Source organism: Weizmannia sp. FSL K6-3076, assembly GCF_038007245.1.
Taxonomy (GTDB): Bacteria; Bacillota; Bacilli; order Bacillales; family Bacillaceae_C; genus Weizmannia; species Weizmannia faecalis.
Genome location: NZ_JBBOWU010000001.1, coordinates 3,278,186 through 3,303,760 on the forward strand (window position 1 = coordinate 3,278,186; position 25,575 = coordinate 3,303,760).

At 46.8% G+C, this 25,575-nt stretch carries 19 protein-coding genes; 13 read left to right on the forward strand and 6 right to left on the reverse strand.

Going from position 1 to position 25,575, the window contains the following annotated elements; translation table 11 throughout:
• The first annotated feature begins 50 nt into the window (after positions 1–50).
• The 5 genes from NSS95_RS15565 (at position 51) to NSS95_RS15585 (ending at position 7,127) form a co-directional block, all read left to right on the forward strand.
• Complete coding sequence (locus tag NSS95_RS15565) at positions 51–1,358, forward strand: carbohydrate ABC transporter permease (protein ID WP_014096795.1); 1,308 nt, start codon at positions 51–53, stop codon at positions 1,356–1,358.
• 1 nt (position 1,359) lies between these two features.
• Positions 1,360–2,211 (forward strand): sugar ABC transporter permease, encoded by an 852-nt coding sequence (locus NSS95_RS15570; protein ID WP_061577677.1) that lies wholly within the window; start codon positions 1,360–1,362, stop codon positions 2,209–2,211.
• Positions 2,212–2,308: 97 nt separating this feature from the next.
• The gene (locus NSS95_RS15575) at positions 2,309–3,151 is read left to right on the forward strand and encodes a DUF1189 family protein (RefSeq protein WP_328229072.1); all 843 of its coding nucleotides are present in this window, start codon (positions 2,309–2,311) and stop codon (positions 3,149–3,151) included.
• Positions 3,152–3,180: 29 nt separating this feature from the next.
• A complete protein-coding gene (locus NSS95_RS15580) occupies positions 3,181–5,463 on the forward strand; it encodes a glycoside hydrolase family 65 protein (protein ID WP_104851677.1) in 2,283 nt (760 codons plus the stop codon).
• The gene (locus tag NSS95_RS15585) at positions 5,460–7,127 is read left to right on the forward strand and encodes a glycoside hydrolase family 13 protein (protein WP_104851678.1); all 1,668 of its coding nucleotides are present in this window, start codon (positions 5,460–5,462) and stop codon (positions 7,125–7,127) included. Before NSS95_RS15580 ends, NSS95_RS15585 begins: the two co-directional genes overlap by 4 nt.
• A gap of 681 nt (positions 7,128–7,808) precedes the next feature.
• Here the strand turns inward: NSS95_RS15585 and NSS95_RS15590 are convergent.
• The 4 genes from NSS95_RS15590 to NSS95_RS15605 form a co-directional block, all read right to left on the reverse strand.
• Positions 7,809–8,984: an IS256 family transposase gene (locus tag NSS95_RS15590; RefSeq protein ID WP_017551449.1), complete on the reverse strand. Its 1,176-nt coding sequence runs from the start codon at positions 8,982–8,984 to the stop codon at positions 7,809–7,811.
• A 776-nt stretch (positions 8,985–9,760) separates the two neighbouring features.
• The gene (locus tag NSS95_RS15595) at positions 9,761–11,137 is read right to left on the reverse strand and encodes a UDP-N-acetylmuramoyl-tripeptide--D-alanyl-D-alanine ligase (protein WP_017551146.1); all 1,377 of its coding nucleotides are present in this window, start codon (positions 11,135–11,137) and stop codon (positions 9,761–9,763) included.
• A 127-nt stretch (positions 11,138–11,264) separates the two neighbouring features.
• Positions 11,265–12,332, reverse strand: coding sequence for a D-alanine--D-alanine ligase (locus tag NSS95_RS15600; protein ID WP_017551147.1), 1,068 nt, complete (start codon positions 12,330–12,332; stop codon positions 11,265–11,267).
• A gap of 419 nt (positions 12,333–12,751) precedes the next feature.
• Positions 12,752–13,525, reverse strand: a complete 774-nt coding sequence (locus NSS95_RS15605; protein WP_014096788.1) for a hypothetical protein — start codon at positions 13,523–13,525, stop codon at positions 12,752–12,754.
• A gap of 433 nt (positions 13,526–13,958) precedes the next feature.
• Between NSS95_RS15605 and NSS95_RS15610 the strand changes: the two genes are divergently transcribed.
• From NSS95_RS15610 to NSS95_RS15620, 3 genes are all read left to right on the forward strand, one after another.
• Positions 13,959–15,272, forward strand: a complete 1,314-nt coding sequence (locus NSS95_RS15610) for a hemolysin family protein (RefSeq protein WP_014096787.1) — start codon at positions 13,959–13,961, stop codon at positions 15,270–15,272.
• A 161-nt stretch (positions 15,273–15,433) separates the two neighbouring features.
• Positions 15,434–15,862, forward strand: a complete 429-nt coding sequence (locus NSS95_RS15615; protein ID WP_017551150.1) for a MerR family transcriptional regulator — start codon at positions 15,434–15,436, stop codon at positions 15,860–15,862.
• A gap of 82 nt (positions 15,863–15,944) precedes the next feature.
• The gene (locus NSS95_RS15620) at positions 15,945–17,327 is read left to right on the forward strand and encodes a hemolysin family protein (protein ID WP_014096785.1); all 1,383 of its coding nucleotides are present in this window, start codon (positions 15,945–15,947) and stop codon (positions 17,325–17,327) included.
• 97 nt (positions 17,328–17,424) lie between these two features.
• Here the strand turns inward: NSS95_RS15620 and NSS95_RS15625 are convergent, their stop codons facing one another.
• Positions 17,425–17,568 carry an Lmo0850 family protein gene (locus tag NSS95_RS15625; protein WP_013860706.1) on the reverse strand — a complete coding sequence of 48 codons (144 nt, stop codon included), beginning with the start codon at positions 17,566–17,568 and terminating at the stop codon, positions 17,425–17,427.
• 337 nt (positions 17,569–17,905) lie between these two features.
• Here NSS95_RS15625 and NSS95_RS15630 point away from each other — a divergent pair, with 337 nt between their 5' ends.
• The 3 genes from NSS95_RS15630 to NSS95_RS15640 all read left to right on the forward strand — a co-directional run bounded on the left by NSS95_RS15630 (position 17,906) and on the right by NSS95_RS15640 (position 24,133).
• Entirely contained in the window at positions 17,906–19,321 is a 1,416-nt protein-coding gene (locus NSS95_RS15630) for an ISLre2 family transposase (protein ID WP_340714019.1), read from the forward strand.
• Between the two features lie 428 nt (positions 19,322–19,749).
• Positions 19,750–21,348 carry an SWIM zinc finger family protein gene (locus NSS95_RS15635; protein ID WP_168985767.1) on the forward strand — a complete coding sequence of 533 codons (1,599 nt, stop codon included), beginning with the start codon at positions 19,750–19,752 and terminating at the stop codon, positions 21,346–21,348.
• A complete protein-coding gene (locus tag NSS95_RS15640) occupies positions 21,332–24,133 on the forward strand; it encodes a DEAD/DEAH box helicase (protein ID WP_017550307.1) in 2,802 nt (933 codons plus the stop codon). Before NSS95_RS15635 ends, NSS95_RS15640 begins: the two co-directional genes overlap by 17 nt.
• Positions 24,134–24,151: 18 nt before the next feature.
• Here the strand turns inward: NSS95_RS15640 and NSS95_RS15645 are convergent, their stop codons facing one another.
• Positions 24,152–24,574 carry a YwpF-like family protein gene (locus tag NSS95_RS15645; protein WP_014096780.1) on the reverse strand — a complete coding sequence of 141 codons (423 nt, stop codon included), beginning with the start codon at positions 24,572–24,574 and terminating at the stop codon, positions 24,152–24,154.
• Positions 24,575–24,880: 306 nt separating this feature from the next.
• Between NSS95_RS15645 and NSS95_RS15650 the strand changes: the two genes are divergently transcribed.
• The gene (locus NSS95_RS15650) at positions 24,881–25,240 is read left to right on the forward strand and encodes a single-stranded DNA-binding protein (protein ID WP_014096779.1); all 360 of its coding nucleotides are present in this window, start codon (positions 24,881–24,883) and stop codon (positions 25,238–25,240) included.
• A gap of 6 nt (positions 25,241–25,246) precedes the next feature.
• A complete protein-coding gene (locus NSS95_RS15655; protein WP_013860712.1) occupies positions 25,247–25,411 on the forward strand; it encodes a hypothetical protein in 165 nt (54 codons plus the stop codon).
• Positions 25,412–25,575: the final 164 nt, after the last annotated feature.

Here is a 25,575-nt window from a genome sequence, read left to right on the forward strand (position 1 = left end):
CTGCCAGCGGGATTTTTTGGAAAGACCAATATAGAAACGAGGTAATCAAAATGGAAACCGAACCGAATAAACTGAAGGATGTCCGAAAAGCCGGCTTCTTCTCCCTGATCCCGGGGCTCGGCCAGTTTTATAACAAGCAGCCTTTTAAAGGCGTCCTTTTTCTGGCTATTTTTATCCTTTTTGCCATCCAAATGATCGTAGCAGGCATCCCGGCAATAAACGATTTTATCACGCTGGGTTCTGTCCCGCGGGTTGACCATTCGCTGTTTCTGATGATCAAGGGTTCCCTGCAAATCATTTTGATCGCAATTTTTCTAGCTTTTTATTTGCTGAATATTTATGATGCCCGGCGTGTTGCCGCCATCTGGAACTTAAAGGGGACAGCCAACACATCCACCAAGGCCATTTTAAAAAACGCATGGGATGCAGGCTTTCCTTATTTGCTGACGATTCCGGCCTATGTGGCCATGACATTCGTCATCATTTTTCCTGTGCTTGTGACGCTGTTCACTGCTTTTACAAACTATGATTTTTATCATATTCCGCCTTTCCGCTTGATTGACTGGGTCGGGATCAAAAATTTCTTAAATATTTTTTCGCTTAGCTCGTATCGGGCCACGTTTACAAGTGTGCTCAGCTGGACAATCATCTGGACATTATGCGCGACCACCGGCCAGATTGTGCTCGGCATTTTAACAGCCTGTGTGGTAAACCAGCCTTTTATCAAAGGGAAAAAGCTGTTTCGGATCATTTTTTTGCTGCCATGGGCGGTGCCGGCCTTTATTACCATTATGAGCTTTTCCAACATTTTCAATGACAGTATCGGTGCCATCAATGCCCAGGTCATTCCGCTGCTCAACCATCTTCTGTTTACCGACATTCCGGCCATCTCGTGGAAAACGGATCCGTTCTGGACAAAAGTGGCCTTGATCATGATCCAGACATGGCTCGGTTTCCCGTATATTTATGTGATGGTCACCGGCGTTCTGCAGTCGATCCCGGGCGATTTATACGAAGCCGCCATCATTGACGGCGCAAATTTCTGGCAAAAGTTCCGCAGGATTACCCTGCCGATGATTTTATTTGCCACCGCGCCTGTTCTGATCACCCAGTACACATTTAATTTTAATAACTTCTCAATTATTTATCTCTTTAATAACGGCGGGCCGGGCAGTGTCGGAGCGGGGGCCGGGTCGAGCGATATTTTAATTTCCTGGATTTATAAACTGACGACCGGGACATCGCCGCAGTACGCGATGGCCGCGGCGATTACCCTTATGATTTCATTTATTGTAATTGCCGTCTCGATGATCGCCTTTAAAAAGACAAACGCTTTCGGCAATGAGGAGATGATGTAGGATGAAGGCGTTAATGAAAAATCAAAAATTTACCCGTTTCTGGAACCGGTTTTTCACCTATGCATTTTTAATCCTATTAAGTGTGATCATTCTGTACCCATTGCTCATTACAGCGTCGTCTGCTTTCCGGGAGTCCAATATCGTTTCCTTCCAGCTGGATTTTCATTCCCACTGGACATTGGACAATTTCCGCCAGCTGTTTACCCAGACGCTGTATCCGGAATGGTATAAAAACACGCTTATCATCGCGGTAGCAACGATGGTTTTACAGGTCGTCATCGTGACGCTTGCCGGCTACACTTACAGCCGCTACCGTTTTAAAGGAAGAAAGTACAGCCTTGTCTTTTTCCTGATCATCCAAATGGTTCCGACAATGGCGGCATTGACCGCATTTTATGTCCTGGCGAATATCCTCAACGCGCTCGATACGTACTGGTTTTTAACCTTGCTTTATGTTGGCGGCGGCATTCCGATGAATACGTGGCTGATGAAAGGTTATTTCGATACGGTGCCACGCGATTTGGACGAATCGGCAAGAATTGACGGGGCCGGCCATTTGCGCGTATTTTGGCAAATTGTGCTGCCGCTTGTTAAACCGATGCTTGCCGTCCAGGCACTCTGGGCATTTATGGGGCCGTTCGGGGATTATTTGCTAGCCAAATTTTTGCTCCGGACACCGGAACATTTAACCGTAGCGGTCGGCCTCCAGCAATTTATTTCCAACCCGACCCAGCAAAAGGTGACGCTCTTTGCTGCCGGAGCCATTTTAGCCGCGTTGCCAATCTGTATTTTGTTTTTCTTCCTACAGAAAAACTTTGTATCCGGGCTGACGTCGGGCGGCACAAAAGGATAAAGTACGTAACGGGATGGACAGCTTTAACAGCTGCCGGCCCGGGCGGAAAAAACTTGTAAAAAAACATAGCATACTTTATTGAAATGTGGGATTGCTTATGGAACAGATTCAAAGATTCCCTGCTGGTTATTTTGCGATGATCGTTTCACCTGTAAAAATTTTCCGGCATCGGGGCGCGCTTGGCGTTTGGAAACTGATTCTCATTTTTCTCTTTTTAAACGCCTGCCTGATTGCCCCGCTTTCACTCTCTTTTGCGCGGGCAGGAAATATCAGCTTAGAGCAAGTGGCGCCGCATTTATACGAAGCAGTGCAAACCGGGTATACCGGGCAGAACGCCGTCCTTTCCTTTCAAAACGGCGTGCTCCAATCCGGCAACGCGTGGACAAAGGAGCACGGAGATACGATTATCTCCTTTGACCCAGGCAAAACCGCTGCCGTTTCAGAAAGCCATTACCATACAAAAGTCACGCATTACAAAAATGCGCTCCTTTTCCGGAAAGACCGGCTCATTCTGGCTGATGAAAACGGCTTTGGCTTTTCCGTCCGCTACCCGGCCGGAAACGAGAAGATCACGATCCAAAACGGCCGTGACCTTGCTTCTTTTGCCGGCGCTCTCTGGTTCCGGCAATATAAAGTCAACCTGATTCCGCTTGTTTCATGCCTGATCGGAATCCTGTTTCTTTTCAGCAATATACTTTTAATGGGGGCAGTGTCCCTGATACTTTGGCTGACACGTTTTTCAAGTTCTTCCGGCATCCGGTCATTGAAACAGGCTGCAACCATTACACTATCTGCAGCAGGAGTTCCGTCCATTATTGCCATGTTGGCAGGCTTTGCCGGCGCAGGTGCTGCAACAATGATGATGATCCAATCACTGGGCATGGTGCTTTTCATTGCGATGATTTTTTTAAAAACAAAATTTCTGGCGGACGACATGTAAATACAAGATGCTGACGAGGAGGATTTCTCATGTATTATAACCGGCTTTTCGATGTAGATGAATGGACTTTAAAAACAACGAAGCTCCACCGTGAACATATTCGGCTTCAGGAAAGCATCACTTCTTTAGGAAACGGCTATATGGGAATGCGCGGGAATTTCGAGGAGTCTTATTCCGGGGACCATCACCAGGGCACGTATATTGCAGGGGTCTGGTACCCGGATAAAACAAGGGTGGGCTGGTGGAAAGTCGGCTATCCCGATTATTTCGGAAAGGTCATTAACGCAGTCAATCTTGTCGGGTTGCGCGTCTGGATTGATCAAGAGGAAATTGACCTGTTTCTGGACCCGCTCGAACAATTTCAACTGGAACTTGATATGAAAAATGCCGTCTTGCGCCATTCCTATCTTGTCGAAAAGTCTGGCAAGAAAGTCAAAATTGAATTTGAACGTTTTTTCAGCATTGTCTATAAAGAAATTGCCGCGATCCGAATCCGTGCCACCAATCTTGGCAATCCGGCCGTCCTCACGTTAAAACCTTTCCTGGACGGCAATGTCAAAAACGAAGACGCCAATTATGATGAAATGTTCTGGACGGAAATCCAGTCTGAAGCAACGGAAGACAAGGCCGCGGTTGTCACGGAAACAATTGAAAACCCGTTCGGTGTTCCCCGTTTTACCGTAGCTGCCGCCATGGGCAATCTGACGGAGGCAACGCTTGCTTCCTGTGAGTCGGATACGCTTTATGCCGGCCACGTATATGAAAAAACGCTCGGCGAAAACGAGTCGCTCCTTCTGGATAAAATCGTTTCTGTCACGACAAGCCGGGACTATGAAAAAGATGCGCTCCTCCCCCGCGCCTACGAATTGCTTGAACAGGCTTTGGAAAACGGGTACGAAAAGCTGTACGAGGAGCACGCAGCAGCCTGGCATAAACGGTGGGAGAAAGCAGACGTCCGCATTTCCGGCGATCCGGAAGCCCAGCAAGGGATCCGCTTTAACCTATTCCAGCTTTTTTCGACCTATTACGGCGATGATCCGCGCTTAAACATCGGCCCGAAAGGTTTCACCGGCGAAAAATACGGCGGCGCGACGTACTGGGATACAGAAGCCTATGCCGTACCCATGTATCTGGCCGTTGCCACGCCGGAAGTCACAAGAAATTTACTGCTCTACCGCTACCATCAGCTTCCAGAAGCGTATGAAAACGCAAAAAAACTCGGGCTGAAAGGCGCTTTATATCCGATGGTCACCTTTACCGGGATCGAATGCCATAACGAATGGGAAATCACATTCGAAGAAATTCACCGGAACGGCGCCATTGCTTATGCCATTTACAATTATGTCAATTACACCGGCGACAAAGACTACATCAGCCAGTACGGGATTGACGTCCTCGTCGGGATCAGCCGCTTTTTCGCCGACCGTGTCCATTTTTCCGAGCGAAAGAAAAAATACATGATCCATGGCGTCACCGGCCCGAACGAGTATGAAAACAACGTCAACAACAACTGGTACACAAACCGGATTGCCGTCTGGACGCTTAAATATACCCTTGCGTCCCTTGATTTTACCGGTGCGGAAAAAGCAGCCGCGCTGAATATTACGGAAGAAGAACGCGCGCATTGGCAGGATATTATCGACCGGATGTATTTTCCGTATGATGAAGAGCTGGGCATTTTTCTACAACAGGACGGCTTCCTGGATAAACCGATCAAACCAGTTAGCTGCCTCCCGAAAGAAGATCTGCCGCTCAATCAGCACTGGTCATGGGACCGGATTCTGCGCTCCTGTTATATTAAGCAGGCTGACGTACTGCAAGGGTTTTATTTCTTCAATGATGCGTTTACAATAGAAGAAAAGCGGCGCCATTTTGAATTTTACGAACCGCTCACCGTCCATGAATCGAGCCTCTCCCCGTGCGTCCATGCGATTCTAGCGGCTGAGCTTCGAAAAGAAGACAAAGCGGTCGAACTGTATAAGCGCACGTCCCGGCTTGATCTTGACAACTATAACCATGATACGGAAGACGGGCTGCACATCACGTCCATGACCGGAAGCTGGCTCTCCATTGTTCACGGGTTTGCCGGCATGCGCACCTTCCATGAAACATTGTCGTTTGCGCCGTTTTTGCCGAAAGACTGGGATGAATACGCATTTAAAATCAATTACCGGCACCGCCTCCTTGAGGTGAAAGTGAACAAAAAAGAAGTCACCATCTCCCTTCTGGAAGGCGAACCGCTTGAATTGAAGTTATATGGGGAATTCATCCATCTAACAAATACGTACACGAAGGAGTATGAGCTGTCATGACAGAATGGTGGAAAAAAGCCGTTGTTTACCAGATTTACCCGCGTAGTTTTTATGATACAAATGGTGACGGAATCGGCGATTTGCGGGGAATTATGGATAAGCTCGACTATTTGAAAACACTCGGGATCGACTGCATCTGGATCAGCCCGGTGTACGACTCGCCGCAGGATGACAATGGCTACGACATCCGTGACTACCGCAAGATCGACAAGATGTTCGGGGCAAATGAAGATATGGACCGCCTGCTTTACGAAGCCCATGCACGCGGGATTAAAATCGTGATGGATCTTGTCGTGAACCATACCTCCGATGAACATGCCTGGTTTGTCGAAAGCCGGAAATCGAAGGATAATCCGTACCGCGACTTTTATTTTTGGAAAGATCCGAAACCGGACGGCACCCCTCCGAACAACTGGGGTTCGATGTTTTCCGGTTCCGCCTGGGAGTACGACGAAACAACCGGGCAATACTATTTGCACTATTTTTCAAAGAAACAGCCCGACTTAAACTGGGAAAACGAAAAAGTGCGGAAAGAGATTTACGATATGATGAAGTTCTGGATGGATAAAGGGGTGGACGGCTGGCGCATGGATGTGATCGGCTCGATTTCCAAGTTCCTTGATTTTCCTGATTATGAACTTCCGGAAGGGCAAAAATACGGCATTGGCAAGTATCATGCAAACGGGCCGCGCCTCCATGCGTTCATCCAGGAAATGAACCGCGAAGTGCTGTCGAAATACGACTGCATGACTGTCGGGGAAGCCATTGGATCCGATGTTGAAATCGCCAAGAAATATACGGGACCGGACCGCCATGAACTCAATATGATTTTTAACTTTGAACATATGGATGTCGATACGAAACCAGGCAGCCCTGCCGGCAAATGGGCTTTGAAGCCTTTTGACCTCATTGAATTGAAACAAATCCTTTCCCGCTGGCAATATGCGCTCGCGGATACCGGCTGGAATGCGCTCTATTTTGAAAACCATGACCAGGCGAGGGTTGTATCGCGCTGGGGCAATGATACAACGTTCCGGGCGGAATGTGCAAAAGCGTTTGCCACCATTTTGCACGGGCTGAAAGGGACCCCTTTTATTTACCAAGGGGAAGAAATCGGGATGGTGAATGCCGCGCTCGAACTCGAAGAATATGATGATATTGAAATCCGGAATGCTTATCAAGAGCTCGTGCTTGAAAATCAAATCATGACGAAGGATGAATTTTTAACAGCTGTCCGAAAAAAAGGACGTGACAATGCACGGACGCCGATGCAGTGGGACAGTGGTCCGAATGCCGGATTTACAACCGGAAAACCGTGGCTTAAAGTGAACGCCCGCTATCCGGAGATCAACGTAGCAAAAGCGCTTCAAGATTCGAATTCGATTTTTTATTACTATCAATCTCTGATCAAGCTGCGGCATACATATGATGTGTTTACAAACGGCCGGTATGAGCTGCTGATGCCGGACCATCCGCATTTGTACGTATACACGAGGGAGAATGAATCGGAAAAGCTGCTCGTTGCCGCCAACTTAAGCGAAAACACGGTAAGCTTTGATCAACCGGATGGCAACTGGAAACTGCTGCTTGGAAACTATGAAGATACGCGCTCCAGCACGCTGTTCCGCCCGTATGAAGCAGGAATTTATTATCTGGAAAAATAGATTTTTGTGCTATGTTCACCCGATTGCCTTTGGATGCAAAGAGCGTGTTTGTACGGCGGTTGCTCCGCCATACGCCTCCGCTTTGCCCGGTTGCTTTTTTATGCAAAGAGCCCTCTATCCTGCGTATGAGGGGCTCTTTGCTGTTTCTTTGGTTTGGTAGATTTTTGGCTGAAAGTCTAGGCACGTTTCTTTCGCAGGAGATATGGCTGGAATTTGTCCCGCTTCTTATCGCAGACGCCTCCCTACGATCACTTTTGAACGAAATTCTGACCGCTTTCTTAACGTAGATGCGGCCTATGTGAAGAAAGGCCGGCTTTTTCCCCCGCTTGCTTCACTTAGAGGTAGTCTATGTGAAGGAAGAGATCCTTTTTGGCTCGGTTTCTTAATGTGGACGCGCTCTATGTTAAGAAACAAGCTCATTTTCCTCCGCTTCCTTAACGTAGACGCGCTCTATGTTAAGGAAGCACCTCATTTTCCCTCGCTTCCTTAACGTAGACGAGTCAAGTCCAGGTTATTGTGTAAATTTATGGGCAAATGTTTTCAACCACCCCTTCATTTTTTCGGCTTAACTTCCATGGATTTTTTTCTTCATCTCCGGGAAGGGATGTCAAATGCCTTTCAATTTGACATCCCTTCCCGGAGATGAAATCATCCATGATGGAAGTTAAGCTGAAAATGCTGCTAACTATTCTTTCCCATAAGTGACTTCCTCTTCGAGTATTCTGTATCTTGATACTGCATTAAAACGGCACCAACCAAACGAAAAGCAGATTGGGTATTAGGAAAAATGCGAATGACCCTTTCCCTTCTACGAACCTCTTGGTTAAGCCGCTCGAGGGAATTAGTACTCCGTATGTGCATACGGATATTCTCAGGAAAGTTCATGTATTGGATAGTATCTTCAAAACCTTCATCTAAAATGGCCAGGGCTTTTTCAAATCTTGCTTCTGTACCAAATTTGTTTATTAATTCATCTTTAAACTTGCGTATGTCCTCAATCGTAACGGCCTCAAACACGCGCTTAATCATCACCCGGATTTCTGCAGTATCTTTTTTGGGCAGTTTTTCAATGATATTGCGTTTAAAATGAACATTGCACCTTTGCCAAGCAGTGCCAATGAATTCCCGTTGTATTGCTTTCTGAAGGCCCATGTGAGCATCGGAAATAACGAGTTTTGGTGATTGGAGTCCACGTGATTTAAGTTGTTTAAAAAATGAACTCCAACTCTCCAAACTTTCTGCATGGTCAACGCTTAAACCCAGTATTTCACGTGTATTCTTCTCTGTAATGGCAGTCGCAATATAAACAGCCTTTGATATGACCTTATGGTGCTCCCGTACTTTTATATACATGGCGTCCACAAACACATAAGGGTAGTAGGTTGTATTCAACGGTCTCTCGGCCCAAGCATTCACAATGGGATCCAGTTTTTGCGTAAGGGAAGAGACAAACGACTTGGATACATTCTTACCGCAAAGCTGTTCTACGACATTTGTGACCTTACGGGTAGAGACGCCATTGATGACCATCTCCAACATTGAAAGGACGAAAGCTTGGTCACATCTGGCATACTTTTCAAATAAGGTAGTTGAGAATTCGCCATTACGTGTCCGGGGAACTTTTAATGTAACATTGCCGATGCTCATCAACAGCTCGCGTTCATAGTAACCGTTCCGGTAATCCCGGCGTTCAACAGCGCGTTCATAAGGGCTCGTTTTTAAATAGTCATCCCTTTCCTTTTCCATAAACTCGTTTAACACGAGGACAACCGCTGATTTAATTACCGCGTCAAGATCGGAAGTCATGATGGCTTCTTTTAAAACATCCAAATTTAGGTTAAACTGTAAGTGAGTCATTTTATCTCCTCTTTTCATTGTTTATCGTCGTTGAAAACAGTGTTGCCAAGAGTTGATAAAATGACTCCTTCTTTTTACACAATTATACGGACTTAATCCGTAGACACGCTCTATGTTAAGGAAGCACCTCATTTTCCCTCGCTTCCTTAACGTAGACGCGCTCTATGTTAAGAAACTATCTCATTTTCCTCCGCTTCCTTAACGTAGACACGCTCTATGTTAAGAAACTATCTCATTTTCCCTCGCTTCCTTAACGTAGACGCGCTCTATGTTAAGAAACAAGCCCATTTTCCTCCGCTTCCTTAACGTAGACGGGCTCTAAGTTAAGAAACAAGCCCATTTTCCTCCGCTTCCTTAACGTAGACGCGCTCTATGTGAAGGAAGCACCTCATTTTCCCTCGCTTCCTTAACGTAGACGTGCTCCATGTTAAGAAACTATCTCATTTTCCCTCGCTTCCTTAACGTAGACGCGCTCTATGTTAAGAAACAAGCTCATTTTCCTCCGCTTCCTTAACGTAGACACCTCTATGTTAAGAAAGCATCTCATTTTCTCTCGTTTCCTTAACATGGACTCGTTCTATGTTAAGGAACAAGCTCATTTTCCCCAGCTTCCTTCACATAGACACACTCTATAGCCAAGTTCCCGACCGCTTCCCTTACATTGAACCCGTCCAGTCTCCATTCCACATGACAAAGCTTGCCGGAAAATATCCTTTGCCAAAAATGAAAGACAGCCGCCGGAAAAAACTGGCAGCTGTCTTTCACGTATCATCTATTTAGGAAACCGTAATGGCCTTGACCACTTCTTCCAGCTGCATGCCTCTTGAGGCTTTGACCAAAACCAAATCGCCGGCTCCGATTTTTCCTTTCAACATATCGATCAGCCTCTTCTTGTCCTCAAACGCAAACACACGGTTGTCCGGAAAATCGCAAGCATCCGCAATCAAACGGCCCAACTTGCCATATGTAAAAACAAAATCAATTTTTTCGGGATTCAAGTCGCAGCCAACCTCCCTGTGAAACGCCGCTTCCTTTTCGCCCAGTTCAAGCATATCCCCGAGCACGAGGATTTTCCGGCCCGTTCCTTCAAACTGCTCCACAAGCCGGATGGCCGCACGCATCGACGTCGGGCTTGCATTATATGCATCGTTGATAATTTTTGAACCGTTGATGCCGTCCGCCATTTCCATCCGCATTTCGCTCAGCCTCGTTTTCCCAAGCCCTGCGCGGATTTCCTCAAATGGCATGCCAAACTCGCGGCCGGCAAGAATGGCGGCAAGCGAATTGATGACATTGTATTCACCAAGGACCGGCAGATAAAAATCGATATCTTCCGATGCATTTGTCCGGAACGCGCTGCCGCTTGTCTCTTGTTTCCATTCCACCGGATAAAGATCATTTCCGTGCCCTTTGCCAAACGTCTTTGTTCGGATGCCGGTAATGTTTGGCACCCGTTCCTGCAAAAGCGGTTCATCCCCCATATAGATCAGCAGCCCGTTTTCCGGAAGGCCTTCTGTAATTTCGAGTTTTGCATCGGCAATCGCTTCACGGGAACCGAGATTTTGAATATGCGCCTCACCGATATTTGTAATAATGGCCACATCCGGGCGGGCAATCGATGTGAGGAAAGAAATTTCCCCTTTTGCACTCATGCCCATTTCCACTACGGCGATTTCCGTGTCTTCATCAAGGGACAAAAGCGTTAACGGAACGCCCTGGTGGTTGTTAAAATTGCCTTCCGTTTTTTGCACTTTAAATTTTTCGGAAAGGACGGAGGCGACCATATCTTTTGTTGTCGTTTTGCCGTTGCTGCCGGTAATGCCGACAACTTTTGCCCGCAAGGCGTTCCGGTAGCTTTTTGACAGTTCTTGCAAGCTCTTCTCTGTGTCTTCCACGATAAGAAGCGGCACGTTCGCCGGCGGGTTTGGCACATCTTTTTGCCAGAGGGATGCAGCTGCGCCTCTGCGGAACGCGTCTTCCACATATTGATGGCCGTCCGCATGTCTGCCAGTAAGCGGCACATACAGATTCCCTTTTTCGATTTTGCGCGAATCAATGCATACGCCATGTACAAGCGTTTCGTTGTGCTGCAGTTGTTCCCCGTTTTCCACATGGATCATTCCGGTCATTTCCCGGATCGTCCGTCTGATCATTTTCGCTCTTTTCCTCCTTGAAAACAGAACGGGAACCATTCAGAATGGTTCCAAACTGAGATTCGGAAAGCTATTTCGTCCGAGTAAAATTCAGAACAGAAACCATTAATAATGGTTCCAAACCCCGTTACAAAGTATATTTAATCCGCTGTTTTTCCGCATGTCGCTCCAGGGCAAGTTCAATCAGCTTTTCGATCAGCTGCGGGTAATCCAGCCCTGCCTCTTTCCACAGAAGCGGAAACATGCTGAACGGTGTAAATCCGGGCATCGTATTGATTTCATTGATGATCACCCGTTCGTCTTCTGTCACAAAAAAGTCAGCACGCACCAGCCCCGAGCAGTCGAGTGCTTTAAATGCTGTAATCGCAGCTTCGGTACATTTTTTATACACTTTTTCGGGAATATCGGCCGGAATGATTAACGCCGTTTCCCCGTCTTCGTATTTCGCTTTATAATCGTAAAAATCTTTTTTCGCGACAATTTCGCCGGCAACGGAACATTGCGGATCGTCATTCCCAATCACGCCAAGTTCAATTTCCCTGGCCGTGACGCCTTCTTCGACAATGATTTTCCGGTCGTACTGAAAGGCTTCCTTAAATGCTGCTTCCAACTCCGTGCGGTTTTTACACTTACTGATCCCGACGCTTGAACCGAGATTCGCCGGTTTGACGAAACAAGGGTAGCCGGTCTTTTCTTCCACTTGTTGAAAACAGGTTTCGGGCGCATTTTCCCATTCACTCCGGATAAAAGAAACATATTTCACTTGGTCGAGCCCGGCTTGTGCAAACAGGTTTTTCATAATTACTTTATCCATTCCGGCTGAAGAGGCAAGCACGCCGTTTCCGACATACGGCAGGTTTAACAGTTCAAGCATGCCCTGTACGGTGCCGTCTTCCCCGTTTGGCCCGTGCAGCAGCGGAAAAATGACGTCATAGCCGCCTTTTTCACCCGATACAGTGGTTGACAGCGCATTGGGGGCCATTTTCTTTCCGTCACGGAACTCAAGCTGTTTCACGGTTTCAACAGGTCCGGTTAAAAGCGGCCCTTTTATCCAGTCCCCTTCCGTTGTAATGAAGATGGGGTAAATATCGTATTTTTCGTGATCCAAGGCCTGTATTACAGCTTTGGCGGTTTGCAGGGATACTTCGTGTTCAGCGGATTTCCCGCCGTAAAGCAAACAGATTTTCTTTTTCATTGTCATCCTCCATCATACGAACAGGATATTCCTATTTTAACATTTTACACACCCGGTGTGCGCCAAATTTGCCATTTTGATTTGTTCAGTTTCTTCCCTATTGTATGGCAAAACGGGCATTTGTGTAACACGATTTGTTCAGGATTTTTTTAACAGGGGGCTGTTTCCCGTTGCGCTTTGCGACTTGAAAGATGGTGCCCGTTAAAAAACGCCGTCGTCTGCAGCCCTAAAGATGGTTTTACTAAAAAGGTTTTCCGCCGCTATCCATTTTAAAAATAAAACAGGACCCGATACCATTGAAATGCGGGGGATCGGCCCTGACGTTGAAGAGGATTTTGCATCATGAAAAGCGGGGTGGCTTCCTTCCCCGCTTTTCTATCGTAAAACGCGCCAGCTACTTTTCACTGCAGCATGGACGTCTAATGAATTAAAATTTTCCATTCCTGCATCCTGCGGTCATAGACCATTTTTCCATCGATTGGCGTGCCGGAGATGGCGGCATATTCTTCGTGCATTTCATCCATATCATGAAAATCGCCGATCGTCCAAAACGGGATTTCAATTTGCACCCGGGTCTGCACGGCATATTCCATCGAAATAACCATCCCTTCCTTCATCTTCTCCGAAAGCGGCAACAGCACCTCCACCGGGATAGCGGGCAATGCTTTCCGCTTTTTCCGCCCGAACAGAAACGGTTTCTCTCCTTTGATCCTGTTGATCCGCTCGGCAACCACATAGCCAAGCATCGCATAAAAATCACGGAAAGAACGGAAATAAATTTTGCTGTAGTAGCCGTCATCCTGCGATAAATAGACGAAATGGTTATTTAATTTCCGGTAAAAAGGCATCCGCAAATGATGTTTCATATGGCTCAGATACAGCAGTTCCGCAATTTCATACCCCTCCAGCAGATCGAGCCCTTCCTCATCCTCAAAATCCACCCAGCAAAAATCCCCGTAGCTGTAAATGTCTTCTTCTAGCAGGCGCCCGATCGTTTCCTCATCCGCATATTCAAACAGCGTATGTAAATTTACAGTGCCTGCCTCAAATTGATGACGGAGAAGAAGGAGATTCGTCAAATTGGGAAAAGCATGGTAAAATTCATAAAAACAGATGCCGTGCAATAAAACATAGTGATTCACTTCATTCGCGTGAACATATATGAGCTCCCTGTTGCCACCATGGTTTTTCAAACGATTACCCCCGATTGTGCAGAACATGTTATGGACTAAAACCTGCCAGTTCTCATAATTTTATTTTAACAAATTTGGCAAAAAAATTGGATTTTTATTTCATTCCTATCTGAAAATCGTGCATCCTTTATCCTCACTGATGATTATAATGTATTTCCACTAAATGCAAAACCATATACCCCCTAAACCAGTATGATCATTTTTACCGGGAGAAGATGCGCCTTGTGCTTGCAGTTCTGATTGAAATGATTCAAAATATGGATAGGAATATACAGAAAACGACGAATTACTTTCTTGTTCCCGGGCAAGCCCCGTTTTTTCTCCTGTTTTTCGGGAACAGTATACAGGAAGAGTCTCTTAAGGAGGTGCATGTCTTGCCGAATCAGGGGCCATGTAAAACGATTCGTTTTTGCATCTCTTGGCAGGACAAACCATGCTGACGATCAAATTGCTTATTATTGTCTTATTAATCGGGGCCAATGCGTTTTTTGTCGCCTCGGAATTTTCTCTCGTAAGGGTGCGAACATCGAGAATTGACCAGCTCATTGCGGAAGGCAACAAAAAAGCCGCTTCCGCCAAAAAAGTAATCTCCAGCCTGGACAGCTATCTGTCGACAACACAGCTGGGCATCACCGTGATTTCTCTTGTTCTTGGGTGGCTGGGCGAGCCGACATTAAGGGTGATTTTTAATCCGCTTTTAATCAAACTCCATGTTCCCGGTACACTCATCCACGTGGTGACCTTTATTCTTTCTTTTCTCATCATCACCTTTTTCAGCGTCGTGGTTGGGGAGCTTGCACCGAAAAATATTGCTATCCAGACAGCAGAAAATATTGTGCTGCTCGTCGCCAAACCGCTGATTTTCATCAACAAAATCATGTATCCCTTTACGTGGACGCTGAACAAGTCTTCGCGGCTTGTGACAAAAGCGCTCGGTTACGACATGCAATCGGACAATGAAATCACCCATTCGGAGGAAGAACTGCGGATTATCCTGTCGGAAAGCTTAAAAAGCGGTGAAATTAACCAGTCCGAATATAAATATGTCAACAATATATTTGAATTCGATAACCGGATCGCAAAAGAAATTATGGTTCCCCGCACAGAAGTAGTCACGGTCGACAAGAGTGACCGGATTGCCGATCTCATCCGGCTGGCACAATCTGAAAAATATACACGCTACCCGGTTACAGACGGGGACAAGGACAATGTCATCGGCGTGCTCAACATGAAAGAAGTGCTGACGGATTGTGTTTCAAACCCGGATCTCAGGGATGATGCGACGATTGAACCGTATATTAATCCGATTATCCATGTCATTGAAACGGTACCGATTCAGGGTGTTCTTGCTCGCATGCAAAAGGACAACACCCATATGGCCGTTTTACTGGATGAATATGGCGGGACTGCCGGCATTATTACAGTCGAGGACATTTTAGAGGAAATCGTTGGTGAAATCCGGGACGAGTTTGATACGGATGAAATCCCGCTTATCCAAAAGATCGGGGATGCGCATTATATTTTGGACGCCAAAGTGCTGATTGAAGATGTAAATGACCTCCTTGCGATCGAAATTCCCGATGATGATGTGGATACGATCGGCGGATGGCTGTTGACACAGAAATACGATTTAAAAAAGGGCGATTCCGTGCCGTTCCAATCGTATGACTTTAAAGTAAAAGATATGGAAGGTTCGCACGTCCTGTATGTGGAAGTATCAAAAAAACAGGAAGCAGCTTCCTCCTAACGGGGGCTGCGCAACCTGGTTTTTCCTGCTTTTGAATAAATTGAATTTTCCTAATTACATTTTATTTCTAACCGATACGTTTGACTGTATGGTATTTATGTTTTATAATAGTCGTAATATAAGTGTGCTTTTTCAGAGATTGGGGTGATTCCAATGGGGCTTTGTACCGCATCGGGGAATTAGCATCCATTGCCAATGTTTCAAAACGGACCATTGATTACTACACCCGGCTCGGGCTGTTAAAACCACAACGTACCGGTGCAAATTACCGGATTTATGACGAAAACGCCGTAAACGAACTGCAGTTTATAGAAGAATGCAAAAAAATGCATCTTCCGCTGAAGGCGATCCGGGCCAAACTGGAATGCAGAAGGAACGGCATATTGAATGCACATGCCTTAATCCAGCAATTGAACCTCTTCTCCGAACAGCTAAAACAGCTCAATACGGAACTGAAGGATATAACACCGAATCTGGAAAAACTGCCGGAAGCGCAAAAAGAAACATTGCGCAATCAATTATCGGGAGACAGCCTGGCACTCGTCCAGTCCCTTTCCTCCATTTTAAACAGGGAAGTGGTTTGGCACTAAAATCGGGAATAGAATCATTCAATTTTGTAAAAATACAGGAGGTGACTCCTGCCCCGTCTCTATTCGGAGCAGGGAAACTTATTTGGACATATTTAAATTGGTGCTGATTTTTATATTAATCGCACTTTCCGCTTTTTTTGTAGCTTCAGAGTTTGCAATCGTAAAGATTAGAAGTTCCCGGATTGACCAACTCATCGAAGAAGGAAACAAAAAAGCGATTTCGGTAAAAAACATCATCACAAATCTTGATGAGTATTTATCGACCTGCCAATTGGGCATCACCATCATTTCGCTTCTGATCGGATGGATCGGAGAAGAAACCGTATCGCATCTTCTCGCCCCCGTGTTCGGGCTGTTGCATCTTCCGGAGTCTTTTGGCGCCGTTTTCTCCGTCATCCTTGCCTTTGCTGTCATTACCTTTGTGCATGTTGTGGCAGGAGAACTTGCACCAAAAACAGTTGCGATTCAAAAAGCGGAAACCATTACGTTTCTTGCAGCAAAGCCGTTAATTTTGTTCCACAGGCTGATGTACCCGTTTATTTGGCTATTGAACAGTTCTGCCGGCCTGATTACAAAAATGGTTGGGATGGAATCCGCATCCCGGCATGACGTCGCCCATACGGAAGAGGAATTGCGGTTTATCCTGTCTGAAAGCTATAAAAATGGTGAAATCAATCAATCAGAGTTTAAATATGTAAATAAAATTTTTGAGTTTGATAACCGGATTGCGAAAGAAATTATGGTGCCAAGAACCGAGATTGTCTCCCTTTCCAAAGGTGATTCCCTCCGGACGTTCATGGACCTCGTGCAGGAAGAACGGTTTACCCGCTACCCTGTCATTGACGGAGATAAGGACCATATTATCGGGATCATCAATTTAAAGGAAGTCTTAACCGATGTACTGAAAAAACAGGCTCCCCCTTCGTCACTGGAAGCGTATGTCCGGCCGATTATCCGCGTGATCGACACGATTCCGATTAATGAGCTGCTCGTCATGATGCAAAAAGAGCGCATTCACATGGCCGTCTTGCTTGATGAATACGGCGGCACGAGCGGCATTGTGACGGTCGAGGATATTTTGGAGGAAATCGTCGGTGAAATCCGTGACGAATTTGACATGGATGAGGTGCCGCTGATCCGGAAAGTCAAGGACGGTCACTTTATTATCGACTCGAAAGTACTGATCAGTGAAGTGAATGACCTGCTCGGCACACAAATTTCCGATGAAGACATTGATACCCTCGGCGGCTGGATTTTAACCAAAAAGATCGAGGCGAAGCAGGGCGACACGGTTGAATTCGGGGATTACACCTTTACGATCAGTGAAATGGAAGATATGCATATCCGCTATATCGAGGTGAAAAAGAAAGCGGCACGGCCGGCGGTTCAAACTGCAAAACAGGAACCCGTGTCCATGCTTCAAAATGAATCCGGACATCCTGAAATGTTAAAAGCTTTTGAGTAATGGAAGGCAGCAAAAACCTGCCTCGGTGCAAGCCAAAACCAAAAAAACGCGGACGATCGCTTGGTCGCCCGCGTTTTTCCGCTCCGCAAAACAGGAATTAATGTTTTTTGTAAACCGGTTGCAACTTTCTCCCTTCCAGCACTTCGAACAATTCCAGCCGGGATTTCGTAAAAGAGGTTTTAATTCCCATTTCCGAAAAGGCCGATATCATCTTTATTAAATGATCATGGTTTTTTTTCATACGACCACCTCATCTATCATGGATTTCCGTACTGTTTCCTTATCTGTATATGTATTCCCATCTATATAGGATTTTACACGGCATTTCTTAAAGTTTTATGAAAATTTTCTTGTCTTACTCTTAATATAGCAAAAAAATTAAAAAAATATAAGGGTTTTCATCAAAATTGTTTGATTTCCTTTCATAAGTCTGCGAGAAGAACAAATAGACCGGTTGCAGCTGTCTCCTTGTATGTGTAAAATTTTACTCGACGGGGCAGATGAGTGAAAAAAAATGGGAAGACGCTCTATCATCTAATTGTACACTTCAAGATGAACATCTAGAGAGAGGTCTTCCCATGGATATTATATCAATAATTGCTGGATTATTAAAGGATACAAAGAGTCTTATCGAATTTGAAGAACAGCTTAAACTTCTGATGCAGAAGGCTTTTACACAATGGGTTGGGGAAATATTTGAAGAGTTAGATAAAACAATTAAACAGGAGAAGTTAGAGGAGGGCTGGGTGTACTGCCGGAGTGATAACAGAAACATTCAGTTTCTATTTGGAAGTGTGACCTTTAAACGCTCATTAATGCATGACAAGAGAGGAAATTCCCATTATCCTCTGGATGAATGGTTAGGGCTGGTACCACACCAACGATACAGCCCGTTAGTGGAATTAAAGGTGGCAGAGTTGGCAAGTGAGAACACCTATCGGGAAGTAGCTGATATTTTAAAAGAGTGGACAGCAGTGAGTCTTAGTCACACAACTGTAGGGAACATGGTAAAACACGTAGGGAAAACTCAGGCGGAAGCCGATAAGGCACTTGTAGAAGAGCTAGAAACAGCTGTTTCCCTGCCTGAGGGGAAGAAGGTAGACTACCTGTTTTCCGAAGCAGATGGCGTATTCATCCGGGGACTGGAAAAGAAACAGGGTATGGAAGTCCGCCATGCCATTCTCTATGAAGGTTGGGAAACCAATGGTAAAAGGGTCTCCCTGCGTCAGCCCACAGTCATCATGACAACGGAAGCCATCCAGACATTTTGGGATGAAGTCCAAGCCACAGCTGCCAACACCTACTCCCTCGAAAAAACGCATGTCATTACAAACAGTGATGGAGGTGCGGGATACACAGCTGAACGGTTTCAAACAGCATTCTCACAGTCGGAATTTCCGGTGCTCAACCAGCTGGATACCTACCACGTTGCACAAGCCATCATAAGGACATTTGGGGGCGGAAAGAGCGAGATCAAGGAGCAAATTAGAAAAGCGATTAGAACGCATGACCTGGACCAATTCACGTTATATTTGGATACGCACGAAAGCACCTTGACGGATAAAAAGGCCCTCAAGAAAATCAAGGAATTCCGTTCGTATATCTTGAAAAACTGGGACCGCATTTTTGACTGGAGAGACAGGGTGAAAAACGTGCCGGAAGGTGCGAGAGGCCTAGGAGCGATGGAATCGAATCAAAGGCATATCTCCTTCAGGATGAAAAAAAGGGGCATGCATTGGAGTGAACTTGGCGCAGAAGCCATGGTGAAAATCAAACAAGGCATACTCAATGGGACATTGAGAGAAGCCTATCTGAAACACCGTTCAAGAAGCGAGAGAAAGCAACGGAACTTGAAACAATCCATCAGGATGTCTCAACTACTCAAGCAGCCTGTACGCCCGTCAGTGGGCGTAAAGCACGGATCAGTTGCCCTGCATTCAAGCAGTTCATCGGCAATGGGACATTTAAGCAAAATATTAGAGCTTTCGTTTTAAGCCTGGCTCAGTGGGGACTGATCGTTGAGGCGCGCGAAATTTACGAGACTCCTGCGGGAAAAGCGAGCCAGGAGAGACCCCGCAGCGAGGTACGAGCGAGGAGGCTCGCCGGCCGCCCGCGGAAAGCGAGTGAATTTCGCGCGCCTCAACATCCCCGTTATCCATCTTTATACGGAAATATTACATCTTTTCCGAAAATTACACCGAGCAAGTAAAGCACGGTAGCCGAAAGTGTACAAAAAGAGTGTCTAGGAATACCCGATATTTAAACCTTGTCGAGAAAAACTTGACACATACTGTCTCCTTTCCGCACTGGACATCAACAGAAATGTGTATTATGCTAAATAGTTGAATTATCACTTGCCACAAACCGAAGCAGCCTGTCTGCTTTTCGTTTTACATATTTTTCCAAGGAAGTGTGTCGCCCTATGGCCGCCTTACTGAACGATTATGCCACAAAACTTCAGAACCGGTTGCAGCCGGAGCGCGAATCCCACCAGAAACTGGTGCAAAAAGGGCTGCTGTTGTACCGCCAGCATCTCGTCCATGCCAAACGGGTTTCGGGGCGGTTTTTGCGCGGGAAAGTCCAGGATGTGACACCGGTGGATTGCGAGCTGGACCTGCTTGACCCGTTGAATTTTGACTGTGCCTGCCCCCATGACGGTTTTTGCCGCCACCTGATGGCTTTGTTTTTCTCTGCCTACAGTGAAGCAAACAGTGTATTCGACTGGGTCCGCGAGTGGAAGCGCCGCAGTACGGACGGGGACATCCTGCAATCCGTGAAGCGGGCAAGCGATTTGCTGGAGAAAAAAAAGCCGGAAACAACCGGGCAAACCATCAGCATGTGGCTGGATGATTTCCATACCGCGTTTGAAGAGATCAATGTGAAGGATGAATTTCTTCTCGATCTCTCGGCAAGGGAAGTTTACCGCCGGCTCACCCTTTTTTTGCCGGTCGAACGGGAATGGGAACCGCTTTACAGACTGGCCGCTGCCTATGAATTGTTTAAATACCTTCACACGGTTTGTTTGAAAAATGGCTTTTTTTCGTCCGCGGCTCTCATGCAGTTTTTGGCCGGCGAAGCGGAAGAGGCGGCAAACCGGCTGTCGTCCGCAGCGCTCCCGTTTGCTTTTGATCCGTTTATTGCTTATTTTCGCGAGAACACCCGCGAGCTGGCGGACAGTGCATCCATCTATGAACTGGAAACCGTTGATTTTTACCGGATGCTCTGGTCGCGCCTGCTCAAGAAAGAAAATTGGCGGAAAGAGGAAGAGGCGCGTTTAAGAAAGGAAATTTTAAACAGCATTGACGCCGGTGAAAACCTCTCCACTCTGAAGGTGCTCTGCTTTATACATCTCGCCTTTTTGCTCGGGAATGACGACACCGCGCTGTTTTTTCTCGGGCAGCTGGCTGCAAGCGGCGCCCATACAGCCGTATATATGCCGTACTGGTTTTTGGAACTGAAAGCAGATGAGAGGCTGTCCCGCTATATTTCCGCCGCCGTGCCGATGATCCCGCGCCTTTTGGAAACATGCGGGGATGACTATGACAAGGCTGCCTATATGCGAATGTTTTTCCGCTCCATCAATGAACAGGCGCTCTCCGCCCAGCAGCTGAAATTACTGGAAAAACTGTACCGCGCCTTTTTGCCTGTCAGCGCCCCGAAATACGGGGATATTTTATTTTTATCCGCAAGATACAGGGAGTGGGCGGAACTCCAGACACTGATCGGCAATACACCCGAGGATATGGCAAAAGAAAAACTCGAACGGGTTGCAAAGCAAGCACCTGAAGTCCTCCTCCCTCTTTACCACCGGGCGGTCGGCATCTGTATCGGGGAAAAAAACCGGAAGTCCTATCAAAAAGCCGTCCGCTATTTGAAAAAATTAAAAGCCATTTACCGGAAACGCCATGAAGAGGAAAGGTGGTACGCATTCTTTGACGAAATCAAGGAACGGACAAAACGGATGCGCGCTTTTCAGGAAGAATGCAGGAGGGGAAATTTGACCGATGCAGATGGAATATGATGTAAAAATCAATATACAACCGGATCCGGGCGGGCGTTATTTCTTATATGCCGAAGACCGGGCCGGAAACGAAGCCGATCCTTCCTACTGGGCGCCGTCTTTGTTGATGTGGCATGAAGAAAGTTTTTATGGCGCCTTCATACCGTACACGCGTTTCGGAAACCGCAGCGGGATTTTGGCCGACAGCTTTACGCTTTTGTCCCTGCTCGGAAAAGAAGGTTTCAGTTCGATGTTGCGATGGGATTGGGATGAACGCGGGCAAATTTATCTTGCTGTGGCTCCCGTGCTGCTTGATGCCGTTTTAAGCGGCGGCTGGCTTGCGACAGCGGCTGCACTTCCGGAAGAAGAAGCATGGGCGATAGAGCTGCCTGATACCGTCATCCACGAGTTCAACCCGTCATTTTGGGACCGGGAGCTGGATGAAAAACCTTTGTCGCGCGTGCTCTCCGAATGGTACGGAGAAGCGGCCCGTTCTTTTATCGCCAGCCGGCCGCAATTGAAGCGGCAATTCATGGAGCTGAAAAAATCAGGCTTTACAAACCAGGAACTCACCTCCTATTTTGACAAGCGACGCTTTCAACTATGGGCGGGCGAAGCGTCCCTCCCCTTTACAATTGGGATCCGCCTTTTTGAACCTGACACGGATGGGGGGTACTGGAAGCTTGAGACCGTGTTGCGCGACCGTGATAAACCGGAACGGCTGCTCGTCTACCCTCGGCAAAAGCTGTATAAAAAATGGCAGCCATTTGAAGAAGAGATCCGGCTCGAACAGGCAAGATGGGGAAAATTGTTCCCTTGGCTTCATGATGAAAACGGGCAGCTGCGCAATGAACTCGAAGAAAACCAAGCATGGGCATTCTTCGTTCACGCCAGCGAAAAGCTTCTCCCGCTCGGTGTCGAAATTATGCTGCCGTCCTGGTGGTCATCCGTTAAAAACGCCAATATGCGGCTGAAAGCTAAACTGAAAAAAAACACAAGCTACCGGTCTTTTTTTAATCTTAATACGGTGCTCGAATTTGACTGGCGGATTTCCTTAAATGGGGCAGAAATGAGCGAAGAAGCGTTCCAAAATCTGATCAACAAGGGGCGCCGCTTTGTGAAAGCGGGAGACGAGTGGATCACACTTGATCCGAAGATGATTCGATCGCTGCAGGCGCTTATGGAAAAAGCCAAAAAAGAGGGGCTCCATCTTCAGGATCTGCTCGCACAAACTTCCGAATCCGAAGAGGAAACGGATGAAGAAGAAACAGAGGATGTGCAGGCGCTCGCCCGGATTCAAATTGAACTGAACCAGTCATTAAAAAAGTTTATCCGAAAGCTTTCCAATCTGACCGAAATGCCATCCGTCCCGATCCCGCCCGGATTTCAGGGCGATTTGCGGCCGTACCAGCAGCTCGGCTTAAACTGGCTTGCCTTTTTGCGTGATTGCGGGTTTGGCGCCGTACTGGCAGACGATATGGGGCTTGGGAAAACCGTGCAGCTGATCGCTTACCTTCTCCATGTGAAATATACGAAACAGCCGGAAAAACCGGCGCTTATCATCTGTCCGACATCTGTCCTCGGCAACTGGCAGCGGGAAATCGAAAAATTTGGAAACAGCTTAAATGTCGCCCTCCATTACGGACCGAACCGGGAAAAAGAAAAACTGGGGGATTACTATCAACATGCCGATGTTGTACTGACGAGCTACGGGATTGCCAACCTTGATTTCGAGGCATTGTCAGCTGTGGAATGGAGCACGATCGCCCTTGATGAAGCGCAAAACATTAAAAATGCGGAGACGAAACAGTCGCGGGCGATCCGGAAACTAAAGGGCAGGCACTATATTGCTTTGACCGGCACCCCGATGGAAAACCGGCTCTCAGAACTGTGGGCGATCTTTGATTTTACCAATAAAGGCTATTTGGGCACGTTCAGGCAGTTCCAAAAACGGTTCATCGCCCCGATCGAAAAGGATGGATCGAAAGAAAAAATCCGCGAGCTTAAGCGCCTCATTCAGCCGTTTTTGCTACGCCGGACGAAAAAAGATCCGGATGTGGAACTGAATCTGCCCGAAAAGCTGGAGCAAAAAGAATATTGCCCGCTGACGGCGGAGCAGGCGGCTCTGTATGAAGAAACGGTGCAAAATGCTTTTAAGGGGATCGACCAGCTGAGCGGGCTTGGCAGAAGAGCGCTGATTTTGCAGATGCTGAACCGGCTGAAGCAGCTGTGCAACCATCCTGCCCTGTTTCTGAAAGAAGAAAAACCGGCGCACCTTTTGGAACGGTCATTTAAATTGGAAAAACTGGCCACGCTGACAGAAGCCATTTTGAATACGGGAGAATCATGCCTGATTTTCACCCAGTATATCGGGATGGGCCAGATGATTCGGCAAATGATGAAGGAGCTGTTCGGTCTTGACGTTCCGTTTTTAAACGGAAGCATGCCGAAAGCAAAACGCGACCAGTTGATCCGTGATTTTCAAAACAAGGCGTTCCCTGTTTTTCTCCTGAGCTTAAAAGCCGGGGGAACGGGCTTGAACTTAACAGCGGCCAATCATGTCATTCATTATGACCGCTGGTGGAACCCGGCTGTTGAAAACCAGGCAACAGACAGGGCGCATCGCATCGGACAGCAGCGGTTTGTCCATGTCCATAAATTGATTGCGACCGGCACACTTGAAGAAAAGATTGACGCCATGCTTGAAAAAAAACAGGCACTGAACGACGAAATTATCCAAAGTGACAACTGGGTAACTGAGCTGTCCGATGACGAATTGAAACATTTGGTTTTGCTGCAAAGTTAAGGAAAAAGCCGCTCTGTTTTATGACGCAGAGCGGCCTTTTCCGTTTAATCTTTCTTTAAATGCCTCAATTAATTGCTCGCCTTCATACCCTTCGCGGACCAGCTCCTCGAGCAGTTTTTCCGCATACGCGATCCGTCTCGAGCGCATTTTCCCTTCGAGCAGAACGCTGATCGTCCCGTCAAATTCTCTTATTCCCCTAACCCGGGTCGAAAGCGGTGCCGGATCATTGTTCTCGTAAGTGATCACGACTTCGGTATCAAGCTCCGTCTGCTGCTTTTCTCTTTCCGCAAAAAACGGCAAATACTTGCGCTCCGTGTACGCTTCAATCAGCCAGGTGCCCCTTCCGTCTTCCTTGTTCAGAATCAACCCGTCAATCAACGGAATCGACACCCGTTCGCCGTCATTCAAAATGGTAAGTGACAGGATCTTAAATGTTTTCATCCCTTTCCTCCCTATTCGTTTGTAAAAATTATAACATACATCCAACCTACGATCACCGATCACGCCAAGTTTCTCCCCTCGTCTCAAAAGACCGGTGACTGCCATGTTTTTGCCGGCCGACAATGCCCATCTCCATACGAAAAAAATTTTAAATTATACCATATCCCTTTTTTGTCGCCGAAATTTGTAAAAATCACGCGTGAAAAATTGATTTTTGCCCGAAAAAAGGGGGCGATTTTTGAAAAATGACGATTTTACACGAAAATGGAAAGCCGGTAAGATAAATGCAGGAAGGGGGTGGCACAGTTGATTAACCAGGTCACATTAGTTGGAAGGCTTACAAAAGATCCGGATCTTCACTACACGGCAGATGGAAAACCGGTGTTAAATGTTACGCTTGCCTTAAACCGCCATTACCGGAACCAATTTGGCGAAACGTTAACCGATTTTGTCCAATGTACCCTTTGGAATAAAATCGCAGAAAACACAAGCAAATATTGCGCAAAAGGTTCCATGCTCGGCATTACCGGTCGGATTCAGACCCGCCATTATGATAATAAAGAAGGAAAAAGGGTTTATGTCACCGAAGTCATTGCCGACACAGTCCAATTTTTAAGCAAACGGCCGGAAAACAAGCCGCTGCAAAAAACCGGTCAGGGAGGGTAGCATGCAATGGAAGATGCAGCAAAACGGTTGGATGCACTTGAGCGGGTCTTAGCGGATATGATCGTCAAGCAGGGCATGCTGAACCGGCAGCTTGCACTTTTGATGCAGGAAGTAAAACGGATAGAGGAAGAGAGCCGCAAAATGCCCGCACTCGTGCCACACCTGAAGTAACGTAAGAGTTTTCCTTTCCTAACTTTTTTCCATTTACCAGTTCCTAAATGTTTCTCCTATTTTGCCCCATCAGAGAGAATGTGTTTGTTATCAATACCGATCCTCTTCTTATCCCCTTTTCTTTTTTGTCAGCTGGACATCCGGCTGATTTTTTTTCGGGAAAA